This window comes from Alkalicoccus daliensis (assembly GCF_900103955.1).
Lineage (GTDB): Bacteria > Bacillota > Bacilli > Bacillales > Salisediminibacteriaceae > Alkalicoccus > Alkalicoccus daliensis.
The window spans coordinates 109,494-129,659 of record NZ_FNIL01000004.1 but is presented as its reverse complement, the minus strand read 5'-3'; the positions used below and the strand labels follow the sequence as shown (position 1 = coordinate 129,659).

Sequence of the window (20,166 nt, the reverse complement as noted above, 5' to 3'; positions counted from 1 at the left end):
TAAATATCTATATTTTTTTTTGAAAATTGTTTAAAAATTAAACATAAAAATTAATAATAAATTTATTTTAAAATTATAGTTGAAAATTCAAACTATTATATTTATACTTCAACTTAAGAGTTAACAGAAAAATAAATGACAAGATTGTAAGCGCTTAAAAGGAGATGAGATATTTGCTTAATGGAATAGTACCTGCGTTGTTAACCCCACTTACTAAAGAAGAAGAAGTAAATGAGGAAGTAACGCGCCAGCTTGTAAATGAATTAATAGAGGCGGGAGTTCATGGAATATTCGCTCTTGGCACAAATGGAGAATTTTTTAATTTAAGTGCAGAGGAGAAGATAAAAGTAGCCTCCGTAGTAGTAAATGAAGTCAATGGAAGGGTACCTGTTGCAGTTGGGACAGGGGGAAACAGTACGAAAGAAGTTATAGAACTTTCAAAGAAGATGGAAGATGTTGGAGCAGATGTTTTGTCTATAATTACGCCTTACTTCGATCCGCCCTCCCAGCAGGAGCTGATTAAGCACTATGAAAAAATTGCAGAAGCTGTCAGCCTTCCAATAATTTTATACAACATGCCATCACGGACAGGTGTTTCACTGCTGCCAAAGACAGTTAAGGAACTTTCGAAAATTCCAAATATTCAAGGTATTAAAGATAGCAGCGGTAACTTTGACAACATTCTTCAATATATTGAGGCAACAGACGATGATTTCTCGGTTATGGCGGGAGCAGATTCCTTAATATACTGGACTTTAATGGCGGGAGGTTCCGGAGCGGTTGCAGCAACGGCAAATATCTTTCCTGAAATAGCACTTTCAATTTACGATCACTGGAAAGTAGGAAACTTCGAGAAAGCTCAAAAAGCGCAGGAACAGCTCAGAAGCATCCGCAACGCTTCTACAAAAGCGACTGTACCAGCTGTTTATAAAAAGATGCTGGAAATTAAAGGGACACCCGTTGGTCCTCCCCGCTCTCCGGTATTTGAAGTAAGTGGTGAATTAGAAGAGGAACTAACGAAGATTGTTAATAAATCTAAAAGATAGGTGTTGAATCATATGTTGGATATTTATCAATTTCAAACGGCAGATCTCATCGTATCCGGAAAAAATTCTGTTGAAACTTTATCGGATAAGCTCTCAGTTTTCAATCCTTCTATAAAATCTGTGTTGCTAGTTACTCAGGATGGTCTTATTGATATCGGACTGCTAGAGAACGTAAACAAGCAATTAGAGAAACTTGATGCTTCAGTGGAAACTGTAGCAAATGTCCTCCCGGAACCAACTATAGAAAGTATTCAGGAAATTGCAGATGATCTAAAAGGAAAAAAGTTTGATTACATTATTGGGGTGGGGGGAGGCAGTGTCCTGGATGCTGCAAAACTTCTATCTGTTCTGAAGACCAATAAAGAAACTTTAAAAGAAATGCTTGATACTGCAGAAGTTAAACTGCCTGGGATTCCGACTGCTTTAATTCCTACGACAGCAGGCACAGGGTCAGAAGTTACTCCTAACGCAATTGTCACTATTCCAGAACAAGAACTGAAAGTTGGCTTAGTAAGCAGACATCTGCTACCGCAGCTTGTGGTAGTAGATCCGCAGTTGACCCTTGGGTTGCCTAAACCAATTACGGCGGCAACTGGAATGGATGCTTATACACACGCAATAGAATCATTTATTTCTAATAAAGCAAATAAACTCAGTGATATGTTCGCTCTTGAGTCAATCCGATTGATAAGTGACAGTATTGTTGAAGCCTATGATAATGGAAAGTCACTGGAAGCACGTGAGAAAATGATTGTGGGTTCCATGTATGGAGGCATGGCTTTAACAAGTGCTGGAACCGCTGCAGTTCATGCCTTAGCGTACCCACTGGGTGGAAAATTTAATATCCCTCATGGGGTTGCGAATTCTATGCTTCTTCCCCATGTTATGTCTTTTAATTTAAGCTCTATTCCGGATGAACGCATGAAGCTTGTAGCTCAGGCGATGAAAGTATATGAAGAAAAAGATTCTGCTGAAGAAATTTCCTTTAAGGTTATCCGTCAGATTGAAGAGTGGATCAAACTGTTGAATATTCCGCAAGATTTGAGTGAATACGGAGTTACTGAAGATGATATTGAAGATCTTGCAGTTTCAGCATCAAAAGTCACCAGACTCTTAGACAATAATCCAGTGGCACTTTCGCTCGATGATATTAAAAATTTATATCGTAAATTACTTGATTGAGGTAGAAACCCATGAACTTTACTATCATAGCCGACGATCTTACTGGAGCATGCGACACCGGAGTGCAGTTGGTTGATTATAACTTGAAGCCTTCGGTAGTACTGAACCTGGAAAATGACAATAATGAGATTTCTACCATTGTAGTAAACACAGACTCCCGGGAACTAACGCCTGAGAAGGCGTACGAAAGAGTTCTCACGTTCTGCAGAAGCTTAAAAAGGGACTACAATTCGTCTTTTATTTATAAAAAAATCGATTCTACTATGAGAGGCAATATAGGAGCAGAAATCAACGCTTTATATGATTATTATTTACCAGATTTTATATTTGTAGTCCCAGGCCACCCTGCGAACGGGAGGCAAATTATAAATGGCTATCATATGTTGAATAAAACACTTCTTCATCAGTCAGAAGTAGCAGCGGATCCTACTAATCCAATTCTGGAATCAGATATAAAAACAATTGTGGAAAAACAGACTGAAAAAGAAGTGGCACATCTTTTCTCAGAAGATATAAACGCAGGTAGAGAAAAATTAGGAAAAAAGCTGAAAGAATTCAAAAGAAGAGGGATTCACTATATAACGGTGGACAGCCTGCATGAGGAGGATTTAAGGAAAATTGCTGAGTTTCTTCACATACAGCCATATAAAATTATATGTGCAGGGTCAGCTGGACTTCTTAACTATATTCCGGAAACATTTGGTCTGAAAAAAGAAGAAAAAAAAGAAGTGAAAATAGAAAGTAAAGGTCCCAAACTCTTCGTAATTGGAAGTATGAGCAAGCATGGAAGATTGCAGCTTAATAATTTACTGGAAAGTGAGGCTGTAGAAGCAATTGAGGTTAGTATTACAAAAGAATTTGATGAAGATGAAAAAAATAGAATTATAGCTGTTACAAACCAAGCATTTAAGAATGAAAAGGACATAGTATTGTATTCTTCCACAGATATAAAGCAAAGTGAAGTTTTCTGCGAAATGACCGGAAGAACGAAAGAGGAAGCAAGCTTAGAATTTTCTCGTATCTTGGGAGAATATGCATTACACCTAGTAGAAAACTTAGGAGTGGAGTGCTTGTTTCTTACTGGTGGAGAAACTGCATATCAGGTAATGAAAAAGCTAGGAGTTAGCAGACTTATTCTTCTTGACGAATTGGAAGCGGGAGTACCGATCTGTTCAGTAGATTCTTATAAAAAAATGCATGTGATTACAAAAGCGGGAAGCTTTGGTTCGCAAGACGTAATGTTGAAAGCGCTTAACAGGTTTAGATATGCAACGGGTTGAAGTAGTATTAGTACCCTCTTAAAGAAAGCTGGGTGAAAAATATTATGAATAAAGAACCACTGCTGGAAAATAAAACGGCAATTGTAACAGGTGCTTCAAGAGGAATAGGAAGAGCAATAGCAGTTACTCTGGCTAACCATGGAGCGTCAGTAATTATTAATGGAAGAGACGCCGATACTTTAAATGAAGTAGCAAAAGAAATAGAAGAAACAGGCAGTAAATGTTTTATTGTCACTGGAGATGCAGCAGATCCAAAAACAGCTAAAAAAGTAATTCAGTGTACCTTAGATACTTTTCAGAAGATAGATATTTTAGTAAATAATGCAGGTATTAACATGCGTAGTTCTACGTTAGACATGTCCATTGCTGAATGGAAAAAAGTAATAGATATTAATTTAAATGCAAGTTTATATTTTTGCCAGGCAGCGCTGCCTCATATGGTAAAAGCTCAGTCAGGAAAAATTATTAATATGAGTTCTAAAGCTTCTAAAACTCCACATCAAAATGCTTCGCCGGCTTATGGAGCATCAAAAGCAGCGATTAATTATCTGACCATGCATTTAGCGAATGAATTTGCCCAAGATAACATTTATGTAAATGGTGTTTGTCCAGGACCGGTAGAGACAGAGATGACACAGCAATGGACAGAAGAATATAGAGCTAGAGCTTTAGCTGGGATTCCGTTGAATAGGTTAGGAACACCACAGAATATAGCTGATTCAGTTTTATATTTAGCTTCTTCTTTATCAGATTTTGTTACAGGAGAAACTATTAATATAAATGGAGGATCTTTTATGAATTGATATATCGAAAGACTAAAATAAATCTAATTATCAGTGAGGTGGTTAACAAAATGAACAACACTTTCAATCGAGTCAATGATATTAAATCCCCCTTTCCTCATAATCACGCTTCAAACTTAATGGTGCTGGACAATGGAGATCTTCTATGTGCCTGGTTCGGAGGGTCAAGGGAAGGAAAGCCGGACATTTCAATTCTGGTTTCCCGTTTAGAAAACCAAAAAAGTGAATGGAATGAACCGATAGTCTTAAAAGGTGACCCTGAAAAATCCGAACAGAACCCTATTTTGTTTAAAAACACAAATGGAGATCTTTGGATGCTCTATACGGCCCAGAATCTTATTCATCAAGATTCTGCTGTCGTTAAGTGCAGAATATCAAAAGATGAGGGAGAGTCATGGAGTGAAGCAGAAACTCTGTTTGGTGAAGCGGGCTCTTTTGTAAGGAATCCTCCTTTGCTTATTGGTGATAAAATCATATTGCCTGCTTATTACAGTAAAAAATCAAAGTCAGGATTCTTAGGAAGTGACCATAGCGTAGTGAAAATATCAGAGGATCATGGTGAAACTTGGAAAGAATATGAAGTGCCAGAAAGTGAAGGGCTGGTTCATATGAGTATTGTAAAAGCATCCGATAAACTTGTAGGTTTTTTCAGAAGTCGTAAGGCAGACTATGTTTATACAACGAGCTCATCTGACGAAGGCAAAACGTGGACTGCTCCAGTAAAGACTGAGTTAGTAAACAATAATGCATCAATTCAATCTTTACGGCTTGAGAATGGAAATCTGATGCTGATTTTTAATGACACTAATGCAGCGGAGAATCCCCCTAAAGAGAACAGGCCTCCATGGTTTGATAAAGCCGATATGGAAACTGTGAAGTCAGGCGATGAAAAAGAAGCTACCTCAATATGGGGAGTTGTAAGATCTCCGTTAACGCTTGCGCTTTCAGAAGATGAGGGAATCACATGGAGCTATAAAAAGAAAGTGATCAGTAAAGAAGATCTCAGTGAAGATATTGAGGAACCAGAGTTTTCGTATCCTTCCATTGTTGAAAAAGATGACGAGCTTCACATTTCGTTCACCTATTTAAGAAAATGGATCCGACATGTTCAGCTATCTAAAGAGTGGATCAAAAAGTAAGAGGTGCCAAAGAAAATTTTTTTAAAAATCAGGAGGTAATTATTATGAAAAATTATTTCACGAATTCTTTTGCTGGTCGATCTATTCAGGGATTATTTATAGTAGGCGCAGGAGCTATGCTTGTTGGGTGTAATGGTGATGGCAACAATGACGAAGAAGCAAGCGCTGGTCAGAATAACAATGGCAATCAAGCAGCAAATAATGAAAGTAATAATGAAACGGGAGATGCTGAAGTTTCCTTGGTAGCGGCAACGATAAACCCAGGGGACGCCTTGTTGGCTCAAGCGTTAACGGCCTTTGCGGAAGAAATTAACGAAGAGAGCAACGGCGAGATTGAAGTTACGGTGCACACCGGCGGTCAAGTGGGAGATGCATCAAGTTTATACCAGTCAGTTATTTCAGGGGACATCGATATTATTTACTCTGACTCCGGATGGTTTGCAGAGCATGAACCTGTATTTGATGTTTTAGCAACAAATTATCTTTTTGAGGATCAAGAACATTTTGAAACTGTAGTAAACGAAGGTGATTCCCTTTCTTATTTTGAAGATTTATTGAGAGAAAATCCAGGGCTTGAAACCGTAATGTATGCAGGTGGACTGGAAAGAAATATCATCAGTACCTTCCCGATTGAATCACATGAAGACCTTCAGGGAGAAGATATGAGAAGCGGGGGGTCTGCGACGGAGATGGAGTGGTGGAGAAGTCTAGGTGCGAACCCTACTACAATAGATTTCAATGAAGTATATACAGCAATACAAACTGGTGTAGTAGACGGTTCACAAAACAGCCTGGATGCCATGATTGAGCAGCGCTTCGGAGAAGTAGCAGATTATGTAGCACGTACTCAGCATAACCTGACGCTTGGCTTTGTCGTAATGAACGGAGAAAGATTTGAAGAGCTTGATGAAGAGCATAAAGAAGCGATTTCCAGAGCTTCAGAAACTGTCCAGCCGGAGTATATCCAAATGGCATTTGAACAGGCAGAAGAAGATATGGAAACTTTAGAAACAGAATTCGATATCACATTTACGAATCCAGACAGAGAAGCATTCATTGAAATTTCCCGCGAGCAAATGCATGAAATTGCAGAAGAGCACGGTGTAGTGGATGAAATGGAAGAGATTTTTAACTAATTCGTAAGAAGGCTGTCTTTTCTTTTATAAAAGAAAAGACAGCCCAAATTATATAAAGAAAACGTAGAATGGACGAGTAAGACAAATGAACCAAATAATTAAATGGACGAAGGGATAATATGATATTTAAGAAGATAAATGCAACGCTTAAATATGTTACAGAGTCAATCAATGTTATTACAATGATTACACTTACGTTGGCTCTTTTTACAGGAGTTATAGCGCGTTATGTTTTTTCATATTCAATTCCAGAAATCGAAGTAATAAGAAAGTTTTGCATTATGTGGCTGGTATTTATGGGTTCGGCTATTGCAATCAAAGAAAAACAACACCTTGAAATTGATATTTTCACTGAATATTTGAGTAAACGACTCGCGAAAATAAAGGAAGTTATTGTATATATATTAACTCTTGCGGGAGTAATAATTCTGCTTTTCATTGGACTCGCTGCATTTGATGCAGGGTTAAACAGAACAGAACTAGTATCGATCAGTTTTCTTCCTTTTCGACCATCTTTAACTTACTATTATTCTGCTTTTCTTATAGGCTCTATATTCATGCTTTACTTCCATTTATTAAATTTCAAAGATATTTGGAGAGATGGTCCTAACGAGGTGAATAAAGAATGATTTTACTTTCTATTGTAGCAATTTTCTTTTTCTGCTTGCTTCTGGGTGTGCCAGTAGTATTCAGTATTGTTATTGCTTCGTCAATTCCTCTGATATTCGAACCGATGGTAAGTTTGACACAGGCGAGTTCTGTAATGATTGCTTCCCTTTCGAGCTTCACGTTGTTAGCAATTCCTCTTTTTATTTTCGCAGGCGGACTCATGAATTTAACTGGAGTAACTGATGATCTGATTTATATATCGAAAGCATTGGTTGGAAAAGCAAAGGGAAGCCTGGCTCATATGAATATTATTACGAGTATCTTTTTTGGTGCTATTTCTGGCTCCTCAGTGGCAGATGTAGCTTCATTAGGTAAGATACTCATTCCGGCGATGATCAAAGCAGGCTACAGCAGAGAATTTGCTGCAACTGTGACGGCAGCTTCATCGACAATCGGCTCAATTATTCCACCGAGTATTTTATTGATCGTATACGGGGCTTTGGCTCAGACATCTGTAGCTGCATTATTTATGGCCGGAATTATTCCGGGAATATTAATTGGTTTTACGCAGATGGGCTATGCTTATTATTACGCATCAAAGAATGATGTGGGACCTATTGATAATGAAATGATCGGGTTAAGCAACGATGAGAAATTATCAAAATTAACAGCTCTTAAGAAAAGTATCTTTCCTATCAGCTTATTCCTCGTAGTTATAGTTGGTATCATGAGTGGAGTATTTACAGCGACAGAAGCAGCGAGTATTGCTGTAGTATATGTTGTGTTCGTAGCATTTTTTATTAAAAAGCAGCGTAATGTAAAGAAATATGTTGAAGTTACGAAAAGAGCAACATTGGATTCAGCGACTATTTATATATTAATTGCTGCAGCAGCACTGCTGTCATGGGTGCTCACATATTATCAGACAATGGATCCGCTGATTGAGTTTCTTTTAACTAACAATGTAAGTGCTTTCGTTTTCTTATTAATGCTTGTTTTGCTTTACGTTGTATTGGGAACCTTCATGGAGCCAAACTCTGCAATGCTCATTTTTGTGCCTCTACTGCTCCCTGTAATGCAAGGGTTAGAAATCAATCCAGTAGTAGCGGGTATTGTAACAGTTATGTCAATTAGATTAGGCACGGTTACACCACCATATGGGCTATCAAGCCTATTAGCAGCAAAAGTTGCGGGTACGAACGTATTAAAGATGCTGCCGCATATTCTGATCTTTGTAGGCGTCTACCTATTATCTATTCTTTTAATCATTGTTTTTCCGGAAATCGTAACATTCCTGCCAGATTTAATGATGGACTAGTGGGTGGCAGGATTTTTAAATATCATCTTCTGAGATAAATAGATTGTTGGAGGTAAGATAATGAAACGAACTGAAAAACCTATCGTGGCTATAACAATGGGAGATCCTGCAGGAATAGGTCCTGAAATCATAGTCAAAGCACTTGACCATAAAGATTTGTATGAAGAATGTAGACCGTTGGTAGTAGGAGACAAAGAAAGACTAAAGAAGGCTTTAAAAGTAACTGGCACTGAGAAAGAATTAAATGCAGTTGAAATGCCAGAGAAAGGAGCGTTTTCTTACGGTACCATTGATGTGATCGATATGAGAAATGTACCTGCTGACCTGCCGTTTGGTGAAGTTTCCAAAGATGCAGGAGAAGCTGCCTTTCAATATTTAGAAAAAGCTATCTCTTTGGCAAATGAAAAAAGTATCCAAAGTATTTGCACTGCTCCTTTGAATAAAGAAGCTCTGCATAAAGCGGGTCACTTATATCCAGGGCACACTGAAATATTAGCAGACCTGACGAACTCCGATAACTTTGCCATGATGTTATCTGCCCCAGGGTTAAAAGTTATTCACGTAACTACCCATATGGGGCTTATAGATGCAATTAATAAGATTGACGTAGAAAGACAGTATTCAGTAATCAAACTGGCAGATGAGACTCTAAAAAAAGCAGGCTATGCCAGTCCAAGGATTGGTGTATGTGGCATTAATCCTCATGCAGGGGAAAACGGATTATTTGGTAACAGAGAAGAAGAGGAGAAAATAATACCGGCAGTAAAAAAAGCCGAAGAAGAAGGAATTGATGTCACAGGCCCATTGCCTGCGGATACATTATTTTTCAGGGCAAAAAGAGGAGATTTTGATATTGTAGTAGCACAATATCATGACCAAGGCCACGGACCCATAAAAGTTCTTGGGATTGAAGCAGGCGTAAATATCACGGTCGGCCTTCCTATTATAAGAACAAGTGTAGACCACGGGACAGCTTTTGACATTGCTGGTAAAAACATTGCAAGTGAAGATTCCTTAATTGCAGCATTGAAGGACGCAATAGAATTATCCCCTTCCGTACTTTCGTGAAAATAAAAAATCATACAATAGATAATTGCAGGTATCCCTCTATAGGTGTACCTGCAATTTTTATTAGCCGATATTTAAAACAGTGAAGACTCTAATCCATCCTTTTATCATAAAGAATTAAATATTGAAACCTAACCGTCAACAGTCTGCTGGAAAATATAATCACATGTGAATCTAAAAGAAATTCAGCTGTGATCAAAAAATCAAAACAACCCAAGCTTCCCAATGCGCGCAGCTGCCTCTTTCATCAATTCCTCCGGCGCAACGAGCCCGACACGCACATAGCCGTCTCCGCTTTTTCCAAACCCGGTGCCAGGGGCCACCACAACATGTGCTTTTTCAAGCAGCAGGTCAGCGAACTCTTCAGAACGGAACCCGGCCGGCACCGGCAGCCAGGCAAAAAAGGAGCCCTTCGGAGAAGGAACGTCCCAGCCGATGTCCCGAAGGCTGCTTACCAGTGTATTCCGCCGCTGTTCATAGACGGCGACGAGCTCTTTCACGTTTTCCTGTGAGCCCTGCAGCGCCTCTGTAGCTGCTTCCTGTACAGCGCCGAAAACACTGACGTACATATGATCCTGGAGTAAATTGATGCTTTCAATTACCGACGGATTTCCTACAGCAAATGCAATACGCCAGCCTGCCATATTGTATGATTTTGAGAGAGTATAGATCTCGATGCCAATATCCTTCGCACCTTCCGTCTGCAGAAAACTCCGTGGTTTTTCTCCGTCAAAACCAATCGCTCCGTATGCAAAGTCATGGCATACGCAAATGTCGTGCTTTTGTGCAAAAGCCGTTGTTTCTTCAAAAAAGGAAGCAGAAGCAGTCCCTGCCGTAGGGTTGTTCGGATAATTAAGAAACATTAATTTCGCAGCTTGTTTGTCTTCGCCGTTCAGCGCAGCATAATCAGGCAGAAAGCTGTTTTCTGCACGGAGCGGCATGAACAGAGGGGTTGCATCCGCCAGCGCGATTCCAGACATATAGTCGGGATACCCTGGATCCGGGAGCAGCGCTTTATCCCCCGGGTTTAAAAGACACTGGCTCAATTCCACAAGCCCTGTCTTTGCCCCGGGAAGCACAGCTACTTCCGTTTCTGGATCCAGCATCACCCCATATTCTCTTTGATAAAAATCGCAGACGGCCTGCTTGAGAAACGGCTGTCCGCGAAAGGGAGGATATTTGTGATGTTTCGGCCGTGCTGCAGCTTCCTGCAGCTTATCGACAATTGCATCGGGAGTAGGAAGGTCAGGATTTCCCTGTCCGAGATTAATGACGTCATGCCCTGCTTCCTTCAGCTTCTGCGCTTTCTTTACCAGCTGTGCAAAAAACTGCTCCGGCAGCCGCTGCAAAGTATGAGATGGTTCAAATTGTTTTACCACAAAGTCACCCGCCTTTTCATATGTAATCGCTCATGCAGAAGAAATTCTGCGACTAATCTAATGAGAAACATCCCTCCGGTAAGCCTTCACCGAGAGCGGAACGGCAAAACAGCATAATTAATTTTTACAGAGACACTCATGCAAAATTTTTGCACCATGAAGTATGGAAATTAATACTGCTGTGTAACGAAGGAGAGGACACCCAAAGGATCAGCGCAGTTGGAGAATCCATTTTGGCGGACGTTCTTTCCGTCAAAATTAGTCGAGAACAAGCCCTTGGGTAAGCCTCTCCGAAAGTGAAGCAGCAGTATTACTTCTTTCTAGCGGAACTTTTATTTTCAAGGTAGCCATTTTATAGTGGTTCTGCATAAAGTTGTACGTTAGGCAATAAAGACTCGCTCTGCTGTGGAACGAAGACAAGCCCTCCAGCAAGCAATCGCTGAAAGTGGAACAGCAATAAGAACTCTTCCATTCTCAAAAGTGTTTTCTTTTCATGTTAGTCTCTTTATTGTAAAGAATAAAGACTGATAATTGCAAATTCTGTCAGGATATAAAAATCTGGACAGGATTATGTAATATATTTGTTCAAAACGCTGTGAAAGGGATAGGAATAGGTTTTACCAGTGAAAAATTAAATTGACAGCCCGCATTAAAAGGAGTAAATTATTGACATTAAATAAGTCGACAGGAAAGAAGGGCTTGGTAATGAGAGGGATCCGCAGACGGGTCAAACGATTAACACCTCCTCAATTTTTAGCTGCAGGATTTATCTGGATTATAGTGATCGGTACGCTGCTTTTATATCTTCCATTTACTGCAAAGGAATCGGTATCTTTCGTAGATGCTTTATTTACTGCTACTTCTGCCGCGACAGTAACAGGTCTTGTGACAGTGGATGTAGGTGAAGTTTTCAACAGGATGGGTCACCTGGTACTGATGGTTCTGATCCAGCTGGGAGGGCTTGGATTAATGTCATTTGCCGTACTGATTGTCCTCGCGCTGGGTAAAAAGATAGGACTGCGGGAGCGTATGCTTGTAAAGGAATCTTTTAATCAGCCGACGACGGGAGGAATGATCCGGCTCGCAAAAATGCTGCTCTTCTTTTCCTTTTCCATAGAAGGAATTGCAGCGTTACTGCTCGCGTGGCGCTGGGTGCCGGAGTATGGCTGGGGCGATGGGCTGTTTATGAGCGCCTTTCATTCCGTTTCCGCTTTTAATAATGCGGGCATTGGACTGCGCAGCGATAGTCTGATGGCATATGCTGCGGACCCGCTGATCAACCTGACTATTACCGCTTTATTTATTACCGGGGGTATCGGATTTACGGTAATTTACGATCTGCTGCATACGAGAAAATTCCGGCTGCTTTCTCTGCATTCAAAAATTATGCTGCTGGGCACCCTGGTGTTAAACATTGCTATGATGTTTTTCATTTTCGTCCTCGAGTACAACAATCCGGAAACTTTAGGGCAGCTGGAGATGGCAGGCAGGCTCTGGGCATCGTATTTTCAGGCGGTGACACCCCGCACCGCTGGTTTTAATACACTGGATATTGGCAGTATGGAACCTGCTTCTCTGCTGTTGATTATGGTACTGATGTTTATCGGAGCCGGTAGTGCTTCTACAGGAAGCGGAATTAAGCTGACTACATTTGTTGTCATTCTTCTTGCAGTCGCAGCGTATTTAAAAGGAAGCAGAGAAACGGTAGCCTTCGAACGGACCATTCCGGATCAGGTAGTGATGCGGGCGCTGGCCATAGTAGTGATGAGCTTAATACTGGTTACCTTCAGCATTTTTCTGCTGGCAGTGACAGAAGAGCTGCCTTTTTTTGCATTAATGTTTGAAGCGTTTTCTGCATTCGGCACCGTGGGACTTTCTATGGGAATCACTGCCGAACTGTCACTCCCCGGAAAAATTATTATTATGTTTCTTATGATCGTGGGGCGGATCGGTCCAGTGACACTTGCTTTTTCACTTGCGAAAACCGAAGTGCACTCTATCCGATATCCGAAAGGAGACGTTTTTACGGGATAGTTCCTTATGCTGCTGAAAGTAAAGTTAGCTTCTCTTTTTTAAGCTGAGGGTATTTCTGTAACAACTGGTTTTACAGCCGGGAAGATAGGTTACAGATAAAGAGGGATATTTTTCACCGAAGATACTAAGGAAAAGGAGAGATCAGCATGAATCGTAAAGCAATACTTGCAGGAACTGCAGTTGGAGTGGCAGCCGCTATTGTACCGGCAAAAAAAGCGTATTCCACGTACAAATCTTTCCGCGAAGAGCAGGAGGAGCAGCAAAGTGGGTTTTCTATAGAAGAAGCGACGATTTCAGATATTCACCAGGCGTTTGACAGAGGTGACCTCACTTCTGCGCAGCTGACAGCGCACTATATAAAAAGAATAGAAACGCTGGATCAGAAAGGCCCGAACATTAATTCCATAAGAATTATCAATCCTGATGCAATGAATATTGCCCGTAAGCGGGATCAAGAAAGGAAAAAAGGAGTGACGGGGCCGCTGCATGGTATCCCGGTGCTGTTAAAAGATAATATTGAAACGAGAGTGAATATGCCGACAACGGCAGGGTCCCTTGCGCTGGAGAATAACTTTACAGAAGAAGATGCCTTCCTTGTGAAAAAACTGCGGGAAGCAGGAGCAGTAATTTTAGGGAAAACGAACATGAGTGAATGGGCATATTTTATGTCTGATAAAGCGCCGAGCGGCTACAGCAGTATAGCTGGCCAGGTGCTGCATCCTTACGGACCGGAAGATTTCAAAGCAGGCAGTGTCGGAGGATCCAGTTCCGGATCGGGCGCTGCGATCGCAGCGAACTTCGGTGTAGTAAGCATAGGAACAGAAACTTCCGGTTCAATTCTCAGCCCGGCGAGTGCCAATTCTATTGTTGGCATTAAGCCGACAGTTGGTTTAATCAGCCGCGGGGGGATTATCCCGCTTGCCAAAAGCCAGGATACAGCTGGGCCAATGGCCCGAACGGTAACGGATGTTGCGATTGCTCTTGGCACAATGACCGGAATTGATGAAAAAGATCCGGTGACACAGCTGAGTCAGGGATGTGCCATGTTTGACTATACTAAGAATTTGAACAAAGATGGATTAAAGGGAGCAGTCATTGGCGTAGATAAATCTTTCTTCAGTAAAAAAAGCTCACAGGAAAGAAAAGTAATGGAAGAAGCGATAAAAGATATGGAAGCCGCGGGGGCAGTGATTAAAGAAGTGAAGGTTCCAAACGAAGACTTTGAATCGAAAGTTCTCTGGTATGAAATGAAGCTGAGTATGGATGAGTATCTCAGGAACACTTCTGACAAAGTGCCGGTTTCTTCACTTCAGGAATTGATTGCTTATAATAAAAGCAACGCAAAGGTAATGCTGCCTTTTGGGCAAAAGCTTCTGGAGCAGTCCGATAAAATGAGCGGAGATCCTGAAGATCCAACGTATCTGGAACATCGGGCGAAAGACGTTAGAAATGCTGGAACGCAGGGGATTGATGCAGTAATGAAAGAGCATATGCTGGACGCCCTGCTGTTCGAAAACAACTTGGGAGCAGCAATTCCGGCAAAAGCGGGTTATCCATCTATTACTGTGCCGGCCGGCTATACGAAAAAAGGAATGCCGGTGGGCGTTACCTTCAGTGCGAAGGCATTCAGTGAACCAAAGCTGATTGAACTTGCTTATGCCTATGAGCAGGCGACCAAAAAAAGAAAAGCACCAGTGCTGTAAAAACAAGCAGCTTGATAACCAATAAAGCAACAAGCTTGAGTCTCCTAAATTTGGGGACTCAAGCTTTTCATAATACATAAAAGTAAAGAACGCCTGCATTTTTAAGCAAAGATCTTTATAGAAAATCTAAAACTGTTGTCAGGAGAACCTGTTGAAAGGATAGAAATACTTTATAAATCCAGTTTCCAGCTGTGTGATTTTGACTTGTAGCTTATACTGAAGAGGCAGAAGGAAACGTAAAAAGGGCAGGAGATTTTTTAAGGTGCGGTGAAGCATCTTATAAAAACACAGATGCTGGAGGTTAAATATGGAAGCGTGTTCAATCGGATTGGATATAGGAACAACGAGTGCAAAGGCTGTATTGTTTACGCACACCGGGGAGTGCGTGGATGAAGCAGAGGAAGGTTACGATTTGATTCATTCGTTTCGCGGGTGCTCAGAACAGGACCCGTATGAAATAGAGAAAGCGGCGCTTAAGGCGTTAAGCAGATTGGATACAAAAAAGTATCATGTAGTCTCAGCCGGATTTTCCGCTGCCATGCATACACTGATTTGTATAGATGAAGAGGGGGAGGCGCTGAGCAATTCTATTTCCTGGGCAGATACAAGAAGTACACTGGAAACTGAAGAGCTCTTAAATTCCGGGCAGGCTGGCGCAATCTATCAGCGGACAGGAACACCGGTTCATACAATGTCGCCGCTCACGAAGTTATTCTGGCTGAAAAAGAATGAACCGAAGCTGTATGAGGAAAGTGCTGCGTTTGTATCTGTGAAAGAATTTCTTCTGCGCCGCTGGTTTGGAGCAGAAGTCGTCGATTACTCTATTGCCTCGGCGACAGGAATGTTTAATATTCATACGAAAACATGGGATGCAGAACTTCTGGAAATGTTGGAAATTGGAGAAGGAAGATTATCAAAAGCAGTAGCTCCCACGTACATTTTGCCGGAACTTGGTCCGGATATCCGAGTAAAAGCTGGTCTGCCGGAAGGTGTCGTTTTCGCAGCTGGCGGAAGTGACGGAGCATTAGCGAATATTGGAATTGGAGCGCTTCAGCCCGGGGAAACTGCACTGACGATCGGGACAAGCGGAGCCGTCCGTCAAATTACCAGCAGACCCGCGCTGGGTGATAACCAGCAGACGTTCTGCTACGCTTTTGACGAAGGTATGTGGGTCGTCGGCGGTCCAACGAATAATGGCGGTATTGCGCTGCAATGGCTTCAAAAAGCAATGAAAGAAAAAGATCTGGAAACGCTTCTGCAAGAAGCAGCAGACGTACCGGTCGATGTGCATAACCCTATATTTCTACCTTATCTGCAGGGGGAACGTGCGCCAATCTGGGATCCTGGCGCCAAAGGAAGCTTTGTCCAACTATCGATTGAGCATGAACAAAAGCATTTCACCCGGGCAGTACTGGAAGGTGTTATTTTCAGTGTCTGCGAAGTATTTGAACATCTCGAAACGATTGTTGAAGATGGAGAAAAAGCACTTTACGCAAGTGGAGGGTTTTCCCGTTCTCCCCTTTGGCTGCAGATTACAGCTGACATATTCGGGAGTGAATTATCTCTTCCGGTTTCTTACCAGAGCTCTGCCTGGGGCGCAGCATGGTGCAGTATGATGGCAGCTGGAATCACTTCTTCCTACGAAGATATTACAAGTTCTATTCCGATGAAAGAGAAAATTGTCTTTGATACAGAAGCGTATCAGACGTACCGTGAAATTTTCTCCCGATACAAAAAGATATACGAGGCATTAAAAACAATTGAAGCTTAATTGGATGAATTTTTGAAAGGAGGCGGGAAGCATGCTGAGTATACTGGCTGTTTTTCATAATAAATGGATCACAGGCGCGGGAATCGCCGGTCTTCTTGCGATTTTCCTGCTTGGACTTTTGTATTTTTTTCAGGAACGTCTTATTTTTTATCCGCAGACGATGACAGAAGAAGAAGTACAAAGAGTGGCAGACAGCTACCCGAATGCAGAAGAAATTTCCTTTACTGCGGAAGATGGAACTGCACTGCACGGCTGGCTCGTGCATGCTTCCCCGGAGGCAGAAGTGAACCGGCTGCTGATTTATTACGGCGGAAATGCAGAAGAACTTTCCGGGCAGATTCCCATGATGTCAGAACATCTGGAAAACTGGTCTGTACTGCTCGTGAATTACCGCGGCTATGGGGCGAGTGAAGGAAGTCTGGATGAAGAAAAAATGTATGAGGATGCCCTGCTGATTCATGATGAAATTCAGGCGCAGTATCCGATAGAAACTTTGGCGGTGATGGGAAGAAGTATCGGTACCGCTGTTGCCGTAAATACAGCTGCAGAAAGGACCGCGGATAATGTGATTCTCGTCTCTCCGTTCGATTCTTTTAAAGAAGTGGCTGGGCATCATTATCCGTTTCTCCCGGTGAGTTTGCTGCTTCGCTATACCTTTCCGTCCGAAGAAAAAATTAACGATATATCAGCTCCGCTTCTCGTGATTGCTGCAGAAGAGGATCAAGTGATCCCGGGAGAACGGACGCGGGCCCTTCTTGCGCAGAGAGAGGGAGGAGCTGAGACAGTGTGGATTCCGAACCGAGGACACAACGATATGCATGTGAACACCGAATTTTGGGATGCTATCCGTGCTTTTTTACCGGAAGAAAGTTAAATAGTTCCTGAGTGGCGTTCTCGGAAAAGTTCCGGAACGCCTTCTTTTTTATCTAAGCTCTGTTAATGTTCAGTGTTGATAATAATAGAAGACTTCGCTGCAACTGACCTGCCGTGGAGGAGATCTCCGGGTAGACTAACGTCTTCCGGGATCTTCCGACATCCTTCTTCCACAGGCGTCCGCCGGTTTTCGTTTCGTTCTTTCCTTTGTAAAACAAAAGAGAGGGACTGTTTTTTTCATACTTTCTTCTCTATAAAAAACGAAGCCAAGGTGATTTTTCAAGACGCCTGCGAAAAAAGAAAGCGTGAAGATCATCCCGGACGCAAGGAAGGGATAGCTGAAGGATTTCTCCGCGGCAAGCGAAGAAAAAAGAGCCTTAGGCGTACCTTTCTTATATCAACACTAGCTTTAACAGAGCCTTTATCTAAAACGTCTTTGAAGATACGCTGTCTCTTATGGTGTAAAGCAGATTCCTTTCGTCTCTCTACATAATTAAGCTATGATAAACTTAAGGAAGAAGTTCCAAACGGGGACGTGAACAGGGGAGAACTGCCGTGCCGGAAAATATAAACAAAGTACCGCTTGTTGCGGTCTTATTAACGGGAACGTTCGTAGCGATATTGAATCAGACGCTGCTCGTTACAGCGATTCCCCCAATTATGAGAGATCTCGGAATTAATGCCAACACTGCTCAGTGGCTGAACACAATTTTCATGCTGGTGAACGGAATTATGATTCCGATTACCGCTTTTTTAATCGCAAAATTTACAACGAGAAAGCTGTTTATGACGGCAATGGGGCTTTTTGCTGCAGGAACGTTGATCGCGGCTGTTTCCCCTAACTTTGAAATTCTTATTTTAGGACGCATTGTCCAGGCTAGCGGTGCAGGAATTATGATTCCGCTGATGCAGACGGTGCTTTTTATGATTTTTCCAGTGGAAAAACGTGGACAGGCAATGGGACTCGTTGGTATGGTGATTGCTTTTGCACCAGCAATCGGTCCGACACTTTCCGGGTGGGTCGTTGACCAATATCCGTGGAGAGCTCTTTTTTACATAGTACTTCCTATTGCGCTGCTTGATTTAATCGCTGCTTATTTCGTTTTAAAAAATGTAACGAAACAGACTTTTCCTAAGGTGGATATTGTGTCTATAATGCTCTCCACCTTCGGCTTTGGCGGGCTCCTGTATGGATTCAGCAGCGCCGGAGCTGCAGGCTGGGTGAGCGGAGAAGTTATTGCTTCGATGATTATTGGCGGTATTTCACTCACGTGGTTTATTCTTCGTCAGCTTCGATTGAAGGAGCCTATTCTGGAATTTAAGGTGTTCCGCTACGGCATTTTCACTTTATCCAACATTATCGGGATTGTACTTTTCATGTCAATGATCGGCGCAGCAACCATCCTGCCGATTTATATGCAGGATATGCTTGGATTCAGTGCTTTTCAGTCCGGACTTATGCTGCTGCCGGGAGCATTGCTGATGGGGATTATGAATCCGATCACCGGGCGTATTTTTGATAAAGTGGGTGCCAGATGGCTCTCAATTTCAGGGATGGGGCTTCTTACCGTGATGACCTTCTTATTCACAAGGCTCACGGAAGATACATCCTTTGCGTATATGGCGACAGTACACGCATTTCGTATGCTGAGCCTTGCGATGGTAATGATGCCGATCACAACGGCTGGACTCAATCAGCTGCCTGAACGGTTAATTCCCCACGGCACTGCGATGAATAATACACTGCGCCAGGTAGGCGGCTCTATCGGGACGGCGTTTCTCGTAACGATGATGACAGTCGGTGCGTCTTCCGCAGCAAATGGTGTAACTGCAAACCAGGCAATGATCCAGGGAGTAAACATTTCCTTCTGGGTGGCCACAGGTCTTGCGTTTATTGGCTTTATTATTTCCATGTTTATAAAAAATCCTGTGAGAAAATGAAACGACTGATGAATTTATCAGCCGCAAACTGTACCATAAATAAAAGCCTCACTTACAAAGTAAAAGGGACCCTTTATCGGGACCCTTTTTTGTTGCCTCCTCAAAGGAAAATTACTGCTTCGTTTTATTTACAATAGACTGAAACGTATTAAAGGTGCCGTTCGTAGAAATATGGTAGAAAAGAGCAGCAAATTCTTCAAGCGGAAGGTCCTTGTTTTCAAACCATCTGTTCATAAGCGCATATCTGGCAGAAAGCTCGTATTCTAAAATATAGTCAAATTTGATTCTGTCTTTTTCCGATAAATGATCCATTGTTTTCATCAGGTAGCCTTTGACCGTTTCTTTAATACGGTGCGCAAAATGAGGATCTCCGTTCGGACCGAGGAGGACGATCAGTTTTTCTCCATGCTGCTGATACATTTCATAAAATTGGGAAGAATTTTTCTCCAGACTCATATTATGCACATGGCATTGAAACAATTCATCGAACTCTTCTTCTGTAGGGAGAAGCGACGCTTCAATCTGTTCCAGCACATCATATACATCTTTGAAGTATACATAAAACGTACCGCGGTTATATCCTGCTTTTTCTGTAATCTCCTTTACCGTTATCTTTTCAATCGATTTGTTACAGTAAAGTTCCCAAAAAGCTTCTATAATCTTTTGTTTTGTCTGCATTGTTGATTCAGGCTTTTTTTTCATGCCGATCACCTCTGGTGAAAATTATTACACAACAGGGTGTTGGTTACAATAAAAACTTTATTTGAACCAACACTTAAGCTTTATTTGTTGTTTGATACCTTGATATTGCTATGATAGTATTTTTTAAGACAACAGGTTGTTGGATTTTAGGTTGAGGTGTTTACATACAGGAAAATCTGCAA

General features: G+C 41.8%; 16 protein-coding genes. 14 read left to right on the top strand and 2 right to left on the bottom strand.

What is annotated here, in order from left to right; genetic code table 11:
• The first annotated feature begins 164 nt into the window (after positions 1 to 164).
• The 9 genes from dapA to pdxA all read left to right on the top strand — a co-directional run bounded on the left by dapA (position 165) and on the right by pdxA (position 9,581).
• Positions 165 to 1,046 (top strand): 4-hydroxy-tetrahydrodipicolinate synthase, encoded by an 882-nt coding sequence (dapA, locus tag BLP92_RS08645; protein ID WP_090842550.1) that lies wholly within the window; start codon positions 165 to 167, stop codon positions 1,044 to 1,046.
• A 12-nt stretch (positions 1,047 to 1,058) separates the two neighbouring features.
• Entirely contained in the window at positions 1,059 to 2,228 is a 1,170-nt protein-coding gene (locus tag BLP92_RS08640) for an iron-containing alcohol dehydrogenase (RefSeq protein WP_090842549.1), read from the top strand.
• A gap of 11 nt (positions 2,229 to 2,239) precedes the next feature.
• Complete coding sequence (locus BLP92_RS08635; RefSeq protein WP_090842548.1) at positions 2,240 to 3,508, top strand: four-carbon acid sugar kinase family protein; 1,269 nt, start codon at positions 2,240 to 2,242, stop codon at positions 3,506 to 3,508.
• Positions 3,509 to 3,552: 44 nt separating this feature from the next.
• Positions 3,553 to 4,311: an SDR family NAD(P)-dependent oxidoreductase gene (locus BLP92_RS08630; RefSeq protein ID WP_090842547.1), complete on the top strand. Its 759-nt coding sequence runs from the start codon at positions 3,553 to 3,555 to the stop codon at positions 4,309 to 4,311.
• Between the two features lie 50 nt (positions 4,312 to 4,361).
• Positions 4,362 to 5,450 carry a sialidase family protein gene (locus BLP92_RS08625; RefSeq protein ID WP_090842546.1) on the top strand — a complete coding sequence of 363 codons (1,089 nt, stop codon included), beginning with the start codon at positions 4,362 to 4,364 and terminating at the stop codon, positions 5,448 to 5,450.
• Positions 5,451 to 5,494: 44 nt separating this feature from the next.
• Positions 5,495 to 6,586, top strand: coding sequence for a TRAP transporter substrate-binding protein (locus BLP92_RS08620; protein ID WP_090842545.1), 1,092 nt, complete (start codon positions 5,495 to 5,497; stop codon positions 6,584 to 6,586).
• A 119-nt stretch (positions 6,587 to 6,705) separates the two neighbouring features.
• Entirely contained in the window at positions 6,706 to 7,215 is a 510-nt protein-coding gene (locus tag BLP92_RS08615) for a TRAP transporter small permease (protein WP_090842544.1), read from the top strand.
• Entirely contained in the window at positions 7,212 to 8,513 is a 1,302-nt protein-coding gene (locus tag BLP92_RS08610; protein ID WP_090842543.1) for a TRAP transporter large permease, read from the top strand. Before BLP92_RS08615 ends, BLP92_RS08610 begins: the two co-directional genes overlap by 4 nt.
• A 60-nt stretch (positions 8,514 to 8,573) precedes the next feature.
• On the top strand, positions 8,574 to 9,581 hold the full coding sequence (pdxA, locus tag BLP92_RS08605; protein WP_090842542.1) for a 4-hydroxythreonine-4-phosphate dehydrogenase PdxA: 1,008 nt from the start codon (positions 8,574 to 8,576) through the stop codon (positions 9,579 to 9,581).
• A 203-nt stretch (positions 9,582 to 9,784) separates the two neighbouring features.
• Here the strand turns inward: pdxA and BLP92_RS08600 are convergent, their stop codons facing one another.
• Positions 9,785 to 10,960: a pyridoxal phosphate-dependent aminotransferase gene (locus tag BLP92_RS08600; RefSeq protein WP_090842541.1), complete on the bottom strand. Its 1,176-nt coding sequence runs from the start codon at positions 10,958 to 10,960 to the stop codon at positions 9,785 to 9,787.
• A 705-nt stretch (positions 10,961 to 11,665) separates the two neighbouring features.
• On the opposite strand from BLP92_RS08600, the gene BLP92_RS08595 reads away from it, so the two are divergent.
• From BLP92_RS08595 to BLP92_RS08575, 5 genes are all read left to right on the top strand, one after another.
• Positions 11,666 to 12,994 carry a TrkH family potassium uptake protein gene (locus BLP92_RS08595; RefSeq protein ID WP_090842540.1) on the top strand — a complete coding sequence of 443 codons (1,329 nt, stop codon included), beginning with the start codon at positions 11,666 to 11,668 and terminating at the stop codon, positions 12,992 to 12,994.
• 146 nt (positions 12,995 to 13,140) lie between these two features.
• Positions 13,141 to 14,697: an amidase family protein gene (locus tag BLP92_RS08590; protein ID WP_090842539.1), complete on the top strand. Its 1,557-nt coding sequence runs from the start codon at positions 13,141 to 13,143 to the stop codon at positions 14,695 to 14,697.
• 307 nt (positions 14,698 to 15,004) lie between these two features.
• On the top strand, positions 15,005 to 16,468 hold the full coding sequence (locus tag BLP92_RS08585; RefSeq protein ID WP_090842538.1) for a gluconokinase: 1,464 nt from the start codon (positions 15,005 to 15,007) through the stop codon (positions 16,466 to 16,468).
• A gap of 31 nt (positions 16,469 to 16,499) precedes the next feature.
• Positions 16,500 to 17,342, top strand: a complete 843-nt coding sequence (locus BLP92_RS08580; protein WP_090842537.1) for an alpha/beta hydrolase — start codon at positions 16,500 to 16,502, stop codon at positions 17,340 to 17,342.
• Between the two features lie 554 nt (positions 17,343 to 17,896).
• The gene (locus tag BLP92_RS08575; protein ID WP_090842536.1) at positions 17,897 to 19,282 is read left to right on the top strand and encodes an MDR family MFS transporter; all 1,386 of its coding nucleotides are present in this window, start codon (positions 17,897 to 17,899) and stop codon (positions 19,280 to 19,282) included.
• Positions 19,283 to 19,393: 111 nt separating this feature from the next.
• On the opposite strand, the gene BLP92_RS08570 is transcribed toward BLP92_RS08575, so the two are convergent.
• Positions 19,394 to 19,984, bottom strand: coding sequence for a TetR/AcrR family transcriptional regulator (locus BLP92_RS08570; RefSeq protein WP_090842535.1), 591 nt, complete (start codon positions 19,982 to 19,984; stop codon positions 19,394 to 19,396).
• Positions 19,985 to 20,166 lie beyond the last annotated feature (182 nt).